Origin of the sequence: Paenibacillus sp. FSL K6-2524, from assembly GCF_038005525.1 — a bacterium.
Classification (GTDB): Bacteria; Bacillota; Bacilli; order Paenibacillales; family Paenibacillaceae; genus Fontibacillus; species Fontibacillus anaericanus.
Genome location: NZ_JBBOSP010000001.1, coordinates 1,997,951 through 2,011,988 on the forward strand (window position 1 = coordinate 1,997,951; position 14,038 = coordinate 2,011,988).

Annotated in this window: 14 protein-coding genes; 10 read left to right on the top strand and 4 right to left on the bottom strand. The window is 41.7% G+C overall.

Going from position 1 to position 14,038, the window contains the following annotated elements; genetic code table 11:
* The first annotated feature begins 8 nt into the window (after positions 1-8).
* From NST85_RS08835 to NST85_RS08850, 4 genes are read left to right on the top strand one after another with little or no spacing between them, the layout of a single operon-like run.
* Complete coding sequence (locus tag NST85_RS08835) at positions 9-1,964, top strand: alpha-amylase (RefSeq protein ID WP_127192367.1); 1,956 nt, start codon at positions 9-11, stop codon at positions 1,962-1,964.
* Between the two features lie 3 nt (positions 1,965-1,967).
* On the top strand, positions 1,968-3,140 hold the full coding sequence (locus NST85_RS08840) for a sugar ABC transporter substrate-binding protein (protein ID WP_127192366.1): 1,173 nt from the start codon (positions 1,968-1,970) through the stop codon (positions 3,138-3,140).
* Positions 3,137-3,796: a dihydrofolate reductase family protein gene (locus NST85_RS08845; RefSeq protein WP_127192365.1), complete on the top strand. Its 660-nt coding sequence runs from the start codon at positions 3,137-3,139 to the stop codon at positions 3,794-3,796. The genes NST85_RS08840 and NST85_RS08845 overlap by 4 nt, the downstream gene beginning before the upstream one ends.
* Positions 3,797-3,811: 15 nt before the next feature.
* A complete protein-coding gene (locus NST85_RS08850; RefSeq protein WP_127192364.1) occupies positions 3,812-5,173 on the top strand; it encodes an MATE family efflux transporter in 1,362 nt (453 codons plus the stop codon).
* A gap of 16 nt (positions 5,174-5,189) precedes the next feature.
* Here the strand turns inward: NST85_RS08850 and NST85_RS08855 are convergent, their stop codons facing one another.
* Entirely contained in the window at positions 5,190-6,059 is an 870-nt protein-coding gene (locus NST85_RS08855; RefSeq protein ID WP_127192363.1) for a DegV family protein, read from the bottom strand.
* A 132-nt stretch (positions 6,060-6,191) separates the two neighbouring features.
* The gene (locus NST85_RS08860; protein WP_127192362.1) at positions 6,192-6,605 is read right to left on the bottom strand and encodes a hypothetical protein; all 414 of its coding nucleotides are present in this window, start codon (positions 6,603-6,605) and stop codon (positions 6,192-6,194) included.
* Positions 6,606-6,737: 132 nt separating this feature from the next.
* On the opposite strand from NST85_RS08860, the gene NST85_RS08865 reads away from it, so the two are divergent.
* Complete coding sequence (locus tag NST85_RS08865) at positions 6,738-7,118, top strand: DUF423 domain-containing protein (protein WP_127192361.1); 381 nt, start codon at positions 6,738-6,740, stop codon at positions 7,116-7,118.
* Positions 7,119-7,221: 103 nt separating this feature from the next.
* On the opposite strand, the gene NST85_RS08870 is transcribed toward NST85_RS08865, so the two are convergent.
* The gene (locus NST85_RS08870) at positions 7,222-7,779 is read right to left on the bottom strand and encodes a hypothetical protein (protein WP_127192360.1); all 558 of its coding nucleotides are present in this window, start codon (positions 7,777-7,779) and stop codon (positions 7,222-7,224) included.
* 306 nt (positions 7,780-8,085) lie between these two features.
* Positions 8,086-9,309 (bottom strand): S-methyl-5-thioribose kinase, encoded by a 1,224-nt coding sequence (mtnK, locus tag NST85_RS08875; protein ID WP_341189102.1) that lies wholly within the window; start codon positions 9,307-9,309, stop codon positions 8,086-8,088.
* Positions 9,310-9,507: 198 nt separating this feature from the next.
* Between mtnK and NST85_RS08880 the strand changes: the two genes are divergently transcribed.
* From NST85_RS08880 to sufU, 5 genes are all read left to right on the top strand, one after another.
* A complete protein-coding gene (locus NST85_RS08880; protein WP_127192358.1) occupies positions 9,508-9,981 on the top strand; it encodes a Dps family protein in 474 nt (157 codons plus the stop codon).
* 313 nt (positions 9,982-10,294) lie between these two features.
* Entirely contained in the window at positions 10,295-11,077 is a 783-nt protein-coding gene (gene sufC / locus NST85_RS08885) for a Fe-S cluster assembly ATPase SufC (RefSeq protein WP_127192357.1), read from the top strand.
* 18 nt (positions 11,078-11,095) lie between these two features.
* Positions 11,096-12,397: a Fe-S cluster assembly protein SufD gene (sufD, locus tag NST85_RS08890; RefSeq protein WP_127192356.1), complete on the top strand. Its 1,302-nt coding sequence runs from the start codon at positions 11,096-11,098 to the stop codon at positions 12,395-12,397.
* Entirely contained in the window at positions 12,394-13,608 is a 1,215-nt protein-coding gene (locus tag NST85_RS08895; RefSeq protein ID WP_341189103.1) for a cysteine desulfurase, read from the top strand. The genes sufD and NST85_RS08895 overlap by 4 nt, the downstream gene beginning before the upstream one ends.
* The gene (gene sufU / locus NST85_RS08900) at positions 13,608-14,036 is read left to right on the top strand and encodes a Fe-S cluster assembly sulfur transfer protein SufU (RefSeq protein WP_127192354.1); all 429 of its coding nucleotides are present in this window, start codon (positions 13,608-13,610) and stop codon (positions 14,034-14,036) included. Before NST85_RS08895 ends, sufU begins: the two co-directional genes overlap by 1 nt.
* Positions 14,037-14,038: the final 2 nt, after the last annotated feature.

Here is a 14,038-nt window from a genome sequence, read left to right on the forward strand (position 1 = left end):
GATTGTTCATGTCTAGCCAGAGTCGGTTGAAACAAGTCTATCACTTCTTAGCACACAACAAGCATATCGAGGACGAACCTGTATGGATACCATCGATATGGAATGAATGTGGCTATTCGGAAGTGCTTGATACGAAGGATGGAGAAATTAAAGTACAGTTCCAACCATTTATGCTTCATCATCTTCAGTACGTATTTGATCTATCTAGTCATTATTATTACACCGAAAATAAAAACTTGGACGACAGTGTCATTTATTCAGCGCTTGTCCGCTACTCTGCCGCTTGGGATTATCTACATGATGGGGAGATTCAATCGGGGACATTTCTTCGATTTATGATTTTGCTACCCTTACTCAAGAAAATGGGTGTAAATATTCTGTATCTACTTCCAGTTACTCGGTACAGCAATCTGCATTTAAAAGGGGATATCGGGTCCCCATATGCGGTACAGAGCCTCTTTGAATTAGATGATCAACTGCATGATCCTTTATTAAACGATATGGTAGGTTTTACAATTCATGATGAATTGACCGCTCTTGTAGAGGCATGTCATCTCCTTGATATCAAAGTGGTTGTCGATTTCATTCCCAGAGTAACAGCGCGCAATAGTGAATTTATTAAAGAATATCCTGATTGGGTGTATTGGATTTGGAATGATGCGCTGGAGGGATTTGCTCCGCCGAATATTCCTGAGCTAGGATTCTTCGAGGAATGCCGACCTGATAAGCTAGAGACGGTGTATCGAAGTGTGGAAACATCTTCCTTCCTGAAGAAATTTGCTCAGCCACCCAATGAGTTAAATCCAGTATTGTGGCAGCGGCTTAAGCTTCGTTCGGAGCAAACAGGAGAAGAGCTTCTACAATTAGTTGAAGCAGAGATGGGGATTACAACAGCCCCAGCGCATTCTGATTGGATTAATGATGTGCAGCCGATTTGGACAGATATTACTTTTTATAGATTGTATAAAGATTTCTCACCCCAAGTAAGGTCATATTTACAGGAGGGACAACCCCCATATGTACTGTTTGATACGATCAAATGTAATTTATATCCTGGGGATGAGCCGAATCAAGAATTATGGGATAAGTTGATCGAAGCTATTATCTTTAATTTGGATACGTATAGAATCGATGGATTTCGAATTGATATCGGACATGTTTTACCGGTTCCGCTATTAGAAGAGATGTTCAAGAAAATCAAAGAAATCCGCCCCCAAGCCATTCTCATAAGTGAAGATTTATTCAATCGTAATCATCATAAGGCAGTAAAGACGGGTTACAACGTTATGCTGGGCAGCGGTTGGAATGTAATGACAGATATATCTATTAATACTTTGATGATGTACGTAAAGGAATTGCCAGAACTTCAAATCCATGTATTTGCTTGCTCAGAGACAGCGGACACACCAAGAATTATGAGTCGTGGTGGAACTAGTCTAGCGCGCATGATGAGCGTCTTTAATCATTTCTTACCTAATGCCATTCCTTATCTAACTACAGGGATCGAAGTGAACGAAATACAACCTTTGAACTGCGGCTTGGGTGATAATACAGGCGGTGCAGAAATTCCAAGAGCTTTCTTTAACAAGCTGAAATTGAATTGGAGTAACCCTAAGCCGATGATTCCACTTCTGCAGCAGTTGAACCTCTGTAAGAAAGAGCATCTTAATCTGGTCCAGCCAAGCCACTTTTTCCTACCTGATCATCAAAATGATGTGCTGATTTATGCCTACCTTAAAGGAAATGAATTGTTGATTGGGTGCTTTAATTTAAATGATGAAAAGCCGCAGTCAGTAAATACCGACAGTATATTTCCGGTTGTGGGGGGATTCGATGTACTCATTGACAGTGAAGATCGATCTGATGATTTGAAGAAGAATCTTAAACAATTTGTGATGCAACCCAATCAAGCAATGATTCTATATCATGATAGGATTAACCAATTGAAAGTAGGGAGTGCATAGGAGATGAGAGAGCAGACTGATGTGAGTAGAGAATTGGTTATTTGGCACGAGTTTGATGGTCCAGGAGATACATCGATTGAAGTTCTGGAGCAGCTATGTCGGGAATATTCTCAGAGTCATGGTATTCAAGTTACACCAAAAGTGATGAACATAAGCGAATTGGAGTCCAGACTTTATGATGTAGCTAGTACTGGAGACGGCCCACATATGGCTTTTGTTCCAGCAGATATGACTGGATTTGGTATGCGATCACGGTACTCTATTGTTCCAACCGAAATTTGCAATCTCGTAGAGTCTTTTGGTTCAGAGTCATTAGTATCGATGCAGTTAGAAGGACAGCAATATGGAGTTCCAGTCCTCAAGGGTAACCATCTAGTACTTTATTATAATAATGAAATTTACCCAGAAGCCCCTGCGTCATGGGAGGAAATCAGGGAAAGTGGTACTGAGTTGATAAGTAAAGGGATTACTCCAATTGCAGGTGACTTTGAACAGCCCTATTGGTTTATTCCGTTTCTTACAGCATTTGGAGGCTGGCCTTTGAAAGAGGGAAGACCTAATTTTTTGAATGACGAAATGAAGCTGGCATTGCAGTTTGTGTATGATCAAGCAGAAGCTGGGCTTTTAGAAAGTATGAATGGTTCAATTGAATTATTGGAGCGGTTCATCGCTGGAGAAGTTGGGGCCATAGTGTGTGGGGAATGGATATTTAATTATTTGGATGGTCAATTGGGTCAAAAGTTAGGTGTCGGTAGTCTACCTTCTGTTCAAGGCAGAACGTCGATCTCCATGTCTTCTGCGATCGGATTAGTGTATCCCAATGATTCACTAGAATCAGAACTCAGGGAAGACATTCTATCATTCACATCATTTATGTTAAGTGAGGCAAGTCAGTGGGCATGGGGAACTCAAGTACAGCGAATTCCTATTCACCCTGTAGTTCTGGAGCAGCTTATGGACACGGTCTCATACACAAGAAGGGAACTGATATCGCTACAGAAGGGTAGCCGCTACATTCCAATCAGTCCTTACATGAATGCCGTTTGGAAGAGTATTCAAGCCGGACTTCAGCTATTACTTCAGCAAGGAGTTAGCATTGCCTTCCATACTATGGAGCAAACATACTGGAACGAATTAAAGCAAGATAATTCCTTAAGAGAGAAGGTTGAACAATGAAAACGAGTATATTCAGTCAAATCTCAATCGATGGGAAATTAACCTTAGGTGCAGGACAATCAAGCAAACCCTTGTTTAGTCTATTTAATAATCAAGATATTGAATATATTCATAAATTTCGTGGTAAGGTCGATGGAATTATGGTCGGGAAGAATACAATTAGTACTGATGATCCTTACCTTACTAACCGGTTCGAAGAGAATAAGAACCCGATTCGCATTATTCCTACCCGGAGAATGGACATCCCAATGGATAGTCATGTATTAAATGATGAGGGAAGAACCATTATCGTTACGACGGAAAATGGTCAGGACGAATACAAAATTAACATGTTGCGTGAACGAAATGTAGAGTGCTTGATCTGTGGTAAAGATGAAGTCGATTTCTCACTCTTAAACTATCGGTTGGAAACTGAATTTGGCATCACAAGTTTGATGGTTGAAGGTGGGGGCTTCTTGAACTGGCATGTATTCAAACAGGATTTGGTAGATGAGATTATTCTGATGCAACTGCCGATTATCATTGGAGGAGCATCTAATATTACACTCGTAGATGGTGCGGGATACAACGAGTTAGAGTTTGCTAAAAGATTCAAAGTAGCAGAAGTTTTACCGCAGGATAACTACACTTTACTACGATATCTAAAGGCTATATAACTAGGAGGAAATGATATGCAAGATCATATCAAGAGAGATTTCTATGCAAATGTATATAAAATTGCGGTTCCCGTAACGCTTCAGAGCCTCATCATGGCGTTACTTGCCTTAACGGATCAGTTAATGGTGGGTCAACTTGGAGATGTGGCGATCGCTTCAGTAGGGATGTCCACCAAAATATACGGAATCATTTCCGTTGTTCTAGCGGGTTTGGCGATGGGTGTCTCCGTCTATGCGGCACAGTTCTGGGGCAAACAAGATCGAAAGAGTATTTCTCAGATCCTCGGTATTGGCCTGTTCTGCGGATTTATCTTGTCGTTCTTATTCACTTTGCTGGTGTATTTCAAACCTGAGATGTGCTTAAGTATGTTCACAACTGACGAACGTGTCATCGGAGATGGATACATTTTTCTGGAGATAATGGCACTTAGCTATGTTCCAACCATGCTCACGATGATGTATTCAGCAATTCTTCGCAGTACGACTCATGTAAAGCTACCGATGTTTGTAAGTCTGTTCACGGTATGTCTGAATATTATATTGAACTATCTGTTGATCTATGGAAAGTTTGGTTTTCCAGAATGGGGATTGAAGGGTTCGGCGGTAGCAACACTAATTTCTCGGCTCGTGGAATGTATCGTAATCATCGGTGCAGTATACAAATTTCGGCTTCCGGGTTCCGTAGACTTCTCAAATTTGTTTGGAGCGCGCAAGCCATTGGTGTCCAAATTTTTTCAAACAACGTATCCAATCATTTTGACCGAGCTCATATGGGTACTTGGAGAAACTGTTTATGCAGTTATTTATAGTAGGATGGGAACCGCTGAGATGACTGCCATGACGATTACCTTTCCGCTTCAAGGGTTAAGCGTCGGGTTGTTATCAGGCTTGGCCAGTGCTGGAGGAGTCATGGTAGGGAATAAATTGGGCGCTGGAGAGGAAAGTTTGGCACTACAGTACGCCAAGCGATTTATTAATTTAGGAATAATGATCTCTTTGGGTGTAGGTGTAATCATTGCATTAGCAGCTCCTTTATATGTGTCAGCATTTAATGTCTCTGAAGATGCTCATCAATTGGGGATATACCTCGTTTGGGTATTTGCTGCGTTCCTATGGGTGAAGGTAGCGAACATGATCATGGCTGGGGGGATACTAAACAGTGGGGGAGACAGCAAATTCGTATTTGCCATGGAATCCACGGCTACGTGGTTGATAGGAGTTCCCTCCGGGCTATTGCTATCTTTTGTCTGGAAGCAACCGATCTATCTCGTCTATTTGGTTCTCTCGTTAGAAGAAGTAGTTCGCTTCGGATTTGGATTAGCCCGGATTCACTCTAAAAAATGGATCAAGAATTTGGTGAAAGATATCGCCGCTTAATTGCGGAGGAACATGATTAAAGAATTTCTGAGACAGATGGTTTTTTTGTATACATGATCCCAATCGTATGTTTGCCGCAATGACTCGAGATAACACAACCGGCTTCAGTTACTGCTACTTCACGTGCTCCGGTTTGTTCTCTTAGGATCGCAGCCAATCGAAGGGCTTCCTCTTCCGCGAATGAATGGGCAACGATAATCAAATCATTGTCCATCAAGTCTCGGTTCGCTAACGTGTTGTCCAACATTTGTTGGACAGCTTTTTCTTTTCTACCACGAACTCTATAAGCTGGAATGATTCCTCCATCTACAACCTTCAGTACGGGCCGAATTTGCAGCAAACTGCCGATGAAATTTTGCATGCCTGAGCAGCGGCCCCCCTTATATAAATACTCCAGCGTATCGATAACAAACTCCGTTTCAACCAGTGGCCGATAGGTCTCTACTAGAGACACGATTTCATTCAGACTGCTGCCACTTTCCGCTGCTCGAACTGCCTTCATAACTAAAAGGCCGATTCCACTACATAAGTTGAGGGAGTCGACAATACGTATACGATCCTCCGGAAATTCAGCGGCGGCAATGCGAGCATTCTGATAAGTGGATGAAAGCTCTGAAGATAGGCTGATATATAAGATATCCTCCCCGCGTTCAATATGGGGGCCGAAAGCGTCCATAAAGTCTTTAGGCGAGGGTGCTGTTGTCTTAGGTAACTTGTCTGATTTCTCTACCTGCTGATAAAGATCAGCTGGTGTAATTTCTGTCCCATCCTTGTAGCTCTCTTCATCAAACACAACATAAAGTGGAATGATCCCAATGTGATATTGGCTAATCCAAGCTGCAGGTAGATCTGAAGTGCTATCCGCAAAAACTTTGACTTTTGACATAAGTATCTCCTTAAGTTCATTTCATATAAATCTATTATAGCTAAAAGAGAGAGGGTTTAACATCATCAATACATTACTATCGAAATACCTGTGTAGGAAATACTTCTTGTAGAACTTCCGAGAATGGATCTACTAGCTAATCATGCTACCTATAACGAATAAGATAATCATAAGTAATATTGAAATGCAAGAGAGTACTAATCCGAGGATTACAAATACTTTTTTTCGGTTTTTGATTACGAGCCCGACAATTCCCAAAATTAACGAAACCATATTCAATACCCCAGCCACGACAAATATTAGGAAGCCAACAATGACGCCGGATTGCTGAACTAGTTCCTCTCCGGACATTTCACCTGATAGGAGTACAATGTCATTTACGCCCGTGGCAATAATTCCAATCGCTGCGATATAACCTATAATAGCTAGCAAACTGATGATAAAAGACGCGATGCCTGGACCAGAATGTTTGCGGACTGCCACCGTATTGTTTGGCTGGATTGTGTTATATGGAGCGTTTGATTCAGTTAGGTTAATATGATCCATTCTTTAATCTCCTTTGGGAACATAGTCATTCGTTTCACTACTACTTAATTTTCCATAATCTAAGCTGAAATTCAAGTTTTCGTTTGCATTTTATGCCTCATTCTGGCAAAGTGATGGCGAGGAGGCGAAATAATGCAGCGTAAATATGTAAGGATTGGTGCCGTTTTGATGTCTCTTGCGGTGGCTCTCGGCGCTTTTGGTGCTCACATTTTGGAGCCCATAATCGGTGAGAAAGCGACTGGAACTTATGAGACCGGAGTTCACTATCATATGATTCATGCTTTAGGGATTCTCATTACTGCACTGTTAGCCGGGAAGCTGGGGGAGTCTCGTAAATGGCTTTGGGCGAATCGATTATTCGTCATAGGTATTGTTCTGTTCTCTGGAAGTTTATATTTGATGGCTATTACTGGATGGAAATGGCTAGGTCCAATTACTCCACTCGGGGGCATATCCTTTATTGTCGGCTGGTTACTCTTAGCATCGGCCGCATGGACTAACCAATCGAAGTAAAAGTTTATGGATGAACATGAAATTTCAAACAAAGAGGTTGCCCCACAAGTATTGATATATCTACTTGGGTGCAGCCTCTTTTTTACACTGTCACAAAATATAGTTAAGTCTCAATAAAATCAATAATTTCGCTTAGGTTAAACGTATACACTTGCTTCTCGTCTACATGGTACACATTCATAGCATACGTTTCTGGTATAAAGTTCAAAATTCGGCAAGGGATACTTGTACGCACGCCATTACGTATAACTGATAGACGGATGAGTCGATTCTCAGAAATATGTTTTTGAATCCAAGCTCCAAAATCCCCGTTGTTAGCCATACTAGCGAAGTTGTCGCTTAGGGGTTTAGTGGGTTTGTTTTTTTCTTTTGCTGGTGGAGAAGGGGGAGCTTGTGATACTTTCTTCTTGTCTTGAGCAGTAGCTGTTAGTCGTTTGTAAGAGTTTGAGATGAAGGTTTGCTTCTTCGCGACCAAAAGGGATTCTATGATTGAACCTAATTCGATTCCTGAGTTAATACGGTAATCAATTATATTCTCAGCGTTGTTTAGCAACTGTAGCAGCGCTTGCAGTGCCAGTGCATTGGATTTGTCCTTTACCAAAATTTCAATATTGAACAAATACCCCAATTCCTCATGGTTGTTTTGATTATGATTATCCATATTTCCCCCAAAAAAATCAATTTGCTGATGTAGAAAGTAGGAACTAAAGAAAAAAATAAATCAGGATAAACTTTAGTTCAATCTACAATTATTAGAATAGGTGATTTACTATTCAATACGAATTCTCCTTCTAATAATAGCACCGCTGGATGTACAATCATAGTCCCAAAGTCCTTTGTGATCAATCATTTTTCATCAAAATATATCCGACTTATAAATTTAGTTCAAAAGTTCTATGCATCAATATAATTAAATAGGTCAAAAGTTCATTTTAAAAAAAAGAATAAATTGGTATTATACGGAGCTTTAAAGACTAACTCCTTCTGTTTGGACAATTTGCTTTGTTAAATCGATGATTTCATCGATGGATGAAGTGGATCGTCCGTATTTCAGGAGCGCTTTGCCTATTTGTAATGCCGTGACCTTTGCCTGGTGACGGAGTTCATCATCTTGGATCGTCTCAATGTCGGCTACGTGCGAGAGACCTACGATCCGGCGAATCATTTTACATCCAGCGAACCCAACAGCATCCCGTAGTACTTTTTGAATATATAAATTTTGATAACCGGGTGTTTTGGAGATGGGGTCGATCCCATAATCGTTCCACAACCTGCGGAAATGGTTCTCGAATTGATCCCAAACATTTTTAATGGATGTAAGGAGCCATTGTCTACGTTCCTCTAGAAGCTCAGTATTGTCACTCCAACCTGGTTGAGCAGTGAAATTCAATAGTAAATTGGCTATGATTGCCCCAAGATCGAAACCCATAGGACCATAAAAAGCAAACTCGGGGTCAATTACCTTGGTTGACTGCGCTGTAACAAAGATACTCCCCGTGTGTAAATCTCCGTGAAGAAGTGCTTCTCCGTGCGTAAGAAATTTCTCGCGTAGAAGTGCAACCTCCAAGTGAAGTTCAGTATCCTCCCATAGTTGTTTGACCTCTAGAATAATATCTTCAGAAAAAACATTATTAGGCACATCGCGATAAGGGTCTTCGAAAATGAGATCCTCGGTGATTTTGCACAAATCAGGATTTACGAAACGGGCCGCTTGCTCCTTCTTACGCTGCTGATTCATGCCAAGATCAGAGGTGTAGAAAAGGGTGTGGGCGATAAATCTACCGATATGTTCGGGAAATCGTGGATAAGTGTTACCGTCAATCAGACCTTTTCTCATGATGGTGTGATCGGAGAGATCCTCCATAACTGTTATCGCTAGTTCTTGGTTGCCACCGTAAACGATAGGTACGAGGTCGGGGCATAAGGTGTGCTGGATTACCAGTGCCTCACGTTCGATGCGCGCACGATCTAGGCTTAGTGGCCATGATTCACCTACAACTTTGGCGTAGGGCAAGGCCTGCTTAACAATAAGACTCTTTGCGGAGATTGGGTCTTCAATTTTGAAGACTAGATTTAAGTTACCATCACCGATTTCTTCACAACTAAGATTGGCGTCAGCAGTAAAGAAATCAGGAATGGAACGTGCATAGACGATGGCATTCTCAAGGGATAAAGGATAATATTGCGACACGATTTAGACACCTCCACGAATATATGATGTTACAAAAGTCGTTGCAAACCAAATGGTGTTAAAATATAGAGTTAGTATATCGGAAAAGGTAGTGATTTTAAATCCTTATACCTGATTTATTAATCCAAGTCTTGGGTAAATAGAAATATAAGAACGTTAGTCAATTTGACATAATAATCAGAAATGAGGGATTTCATCATGGCAAAAACAGATTCGAGTACTTCAAATAAAGTGGTTGCATCAAATCTGGATAAGGTATTAGGCGAACAGGTGGCCAACTTGAATGTATTGTATGTGAAACTTCATCATTATCATTGGTATGTTAAGGGTGAGAATTTTTACACTCTACATGTTAAATTTGAAGAACTATACAACGAGGTTACATTAATGATGGATGCGATTGCTGAGCGTCTAATTACGCTTCAAGGCAGTCCGGCGGCAACAATGAAAGAATATTTGAAGCTAGCTACGATCCAGGAAGCATCGGGTAAGGAAGAGAGTCAGAGGATGGTTCAAACTCTGATTGAAGATTTCGCTACACTTTGTGAATCCTTCCAGGTAGGTATCGAACTCGCTGAGAAGGACAACGACCAAGTAACTGGGGATCTACTTACAGGTTTACAAGGTGACCTTGAGAAACACATGTGGATGCTTCGTTCCTTTTTGGGATGAAAGCTAATCTAAAATCTGTTTAATTATTGCGGACTTAGCCGAGAAATAAGGCTAAGTCCGTTTGTTTTCGACAAATTCTAAGGTGGAGGAATTTACTATGAGGAATTATATAGTACAGAAGCCGTAGTTAAGCTAAGAGGCATTGATTAAGCTATACAAGTGCGATAGAATGGAATGAGAATCAATGATAATCAGTAATAATAATTCTCAACTGAGAATGATTATGGTATAATCAGTTTAACTTCAGGGAGGTGTCCCTGTAATAATACACGTAATATCAAATAATTGACGACAATTGGAAGGAGCTATAAATATGGCTACACATTTCGTGATTGAAGGTCTTAAAGCGACAATTGAGGGGAAACAAATTCTCAAGGGGATCGATATTGAAATAAAGGGCGGCGAAATTCACGCGATTATGGGTCCAAACGGAACAGGTAAAAGTACACTTGCTTCCGCACTGATGGGCCATCCTAAATATGAAGTGACTGAAGGTAACGTAACCCTGGACGGGGAAGATGTTCTGGAAATGGCAGTCGATGAACGCGCTCGCGCAGGTCTATTTTTGGCGATGCAGTATCCAAGTGAAATTGCAGGAGTAACCAACTCCGACTTTCTTCGCAGTGCAATCAACTCGCGTCGTGGCGAAGGTAATGAAGTATCACTAATCAAATTCATTCGTCAAATGGAAGGCAAAATGAAGGAACTCGAAATGAATCCTGAGTTTGCACACCGTTATTTAAATGAGGGCTTCTCTGGTGGAGAGAAGAAACGTAATGAAATTCTACAAATGATGTTGCTAGATCCAAAGATCGTTGTGTTGGACGAGATCGATTCGGGTCTTGATATCGATGCCCTACGGATCGTAGCAAATGGTGTGAATGCTATGCGTAGCGAAGAGCGTGGCTTCCTAATTATTACCCACTATCAACGCTTGCTTAACTATGTTAAGCCGGATTTCGTACACGTTATGATGCAAGGACGTATCGTTAAATCTGGTGGTCCAGAATTGGCAGAACGTCTAGAACAAGACGGTTACGATTGGATCAAAGAGGAACTTGGTATTGAGGACGAGACTGTCGGTCAAGAAGCCTAATTGGAAGGAGGAATAGAGATGACTACACAAATACTTCTTCCGGTGGAATCAGACCAGCTTAAGAAAGCTTCACTAAGCAATGGAGAGCCAGCTTGGTTGACTGAGAGCCGTGTGAATGCACTTGGGCTTGCTGCTGAACTGGATCTGCCGAAACTGGAAAAAATGAAAATTGAACGCTGGAATATTCAAGATTTCGGTGCCTTACGTCAAAATCGACAAGAAATATCGCAGCAACTTCCAGAGAGTGTTGCATCGCTTGTTGAACTTGGAGATCAAAGTAACCTGATTGTACAACGAAATGGTGATGTTGTATTTTCTCGTATATCCCCTGAATTAGCTGCTAAAGGTGTGATTTTCACTGATCTGGAAACTGCGGTTCGGGATCATGCGGATCTAGTGAAGTCTTACTTGCACACAGCAGTAAAATCGGATGAAAACCGACTTACAGCGCTACATGCAGCACTTTGGAATGGAGGCGTGTTCCTCTACGTTCCAAAGAATGTAGTAATTGAAACACCTCTGCAAAGTATTTTCCTGCTGGACGATACAACAACTGTATTCTCACCTCACGTACTCATTGTGGCAGAATCCAATAGCCGTGTGACATACGTTGATAACTATATATCTGGAGAGTTTAGCGATAAGATCGTGCATAATGGTGCTGCTGAAGTGTTCGTGAAGTCTGGGGCTAAAGTACAATTTGCTACGATTCATGAATTGAACGAAAACACGACGGACTTAATTTATCGCCGTTCGGTGGTAGAGAACGATGGTAGCATTGAATGGATCATCGGAGAAATGAACAATGGCGATTCCATGAGTGAGACTTTGTCTGTGCTTAAAGGTAATGGATCTCTATCTGATGCTAAAGTCATCGCTGTAGGTTCTGGATCACAGAAATTAAATCTTACAACAAAAGCCGTTCATTTCGGCAAGAGTTCAGATAGCCAGATGATTACCCGTGCTGTTATGCGCGAAAAATCAACGGCCATTATTAATGGGATCACAAAGATTGAAAAGGGCGCTACCAAGGCAAACGGAGAACAGACGGAAAAAGTATTAATGCTTAGTCCTAAAGCCCGTGGGGATGCAAATCCGATTCTTCTGATTGATGAAGATGATGTAACAGCAGGTCACGCTGCATCAGTAGGTCAAGTCAATCCAGAGCAGATCTATTATTTGATGTCTCGGGGAATTTCTCGTGAAGTAGCAGAACGTTTGGTTATTTACGGATTTTTGGCTCCAGTTGTGTCAGATATTCCACTTGAGCAATTGCAACATCAACTGCAGGAATTGATCGAAAGGAAGTTGGGTCAATGAATGCCGAACTGATCAAAGAGCAATTTCCTATTCTACATCAGGAGATTAACGGTCATCCTCTTGTCTATCTAGACAGTGCGGCGAGTTCTCAAAAGCCCAAAGTCGTATTAGATGCTCTGAAGCATTATTACGAGTGGGATAACGCTAATGTGCATCGTGGTGTTCATACGCTCGGTAGCCGGGCAACGGATGATTATGAAGGTGCACGTGAGAAGGTGGCTCGGTTTATCGGGGCATCCCACACGGAGGAGATCATTTTCACAAGAGGAACGACGACAGCTCTGAACATCGTGGCTTCATCATATGGTCCTGCGGTTCTACAAGAAGGCGATGAAATCGTCATAACACAGATGGAACATCATAGTAATCTGATTCCTTGGCAACAACTTGCACTGAGAACTAAGGCCGTACTGAAATATATCCCTCTTCAGTCTGATGGAAATGTCGCACCTGAGGATGTTGAGAAGACAATTACAAGTCGAACCAAAATTGTAGCAATCGCTTATGTATCGAATGTGCTCGGTGTAGTGAATCCGGTGAAACAAATTGCCGAAATCGCACACCGGCACGGAGCGGTCATCGTAGTAGACGGTGCACAAAGTACACCGCATATGAAAGTGAATATGCAAGATTTGGATTGTGATTTCTATACTTTTTCTGGTCATAAAATGTGTGCACCGACAGGTATTGGAGTATTATATGGTAAGAAGCATTTATTAGAGTCCATGGAACCGGTAGAATTCGGCGGAGAAATGATCAATGACGTTGGTCTTTATGAATCCACGTGGAAGGAGCTTCCTTATAAGTTTGAAGGAGGTACTCCGATCATTGCTGGAGCCGTTGGACTAGGGGCTGCGATTGATTTCTTAGAAGCTATCGGCATGGATGAAATTCATCGGCATGAAACGAAGCTGGCCATGTATGCGATGGATCGCTTGTCTGAAATTGAAGGGATTACACTGTATGGACCCCGCGATCGCGAGGTTGGGTTGATCACATTCAATTTGATGGACGTTCATCCGCATGATGTAGCGACTGTACTGGATGCATCTGGCATTGCCGTTCGGGCGGGGCATCATTGCTGCCAACCTTTGATGCGTTGGCTTCAAGTTAACTCTACGGTGAGAGCCAGCTTGTATTTATACAATACAGAGCAAGACATCGATGCACTGGCGAAGGCTTTAATCCAAACAAAGGAGTATTTTGGATAATGCAACTTGACGATTTGTACCGCCGCGTAATTATGGATCATTATAAAACTCCACGAAATCGTGGTAAATTTGATAACGAGACTTTGACGGTGGAGTTGAATAACCCTACCTGTGGGGATCGTATTTCCCTTCATCTTGTTATTGAGGACGATATTGTGAAAGATGCCCGTTTTACGGGTGATGGTTGTTCCATCAGTATGTCTTCTGCGTCCATGATGACAGAGGCAGTTAAAGGTCGTACTTTTGCTGAAGCAATGGATTTGGCTGACCGATTCTCCTGTCTGATGAAAGGTGAACCGGCGGAATTTGATGATTATGAAGATATAGAAGCTTTATCTGGAGTTAATAAATTTCCTGCCCGAATCAAGTGTGCCACGCTTGCGTGGAACGCGCTGAAGAAGGGTATTAACGAAGAGTCCAAACAATAAGG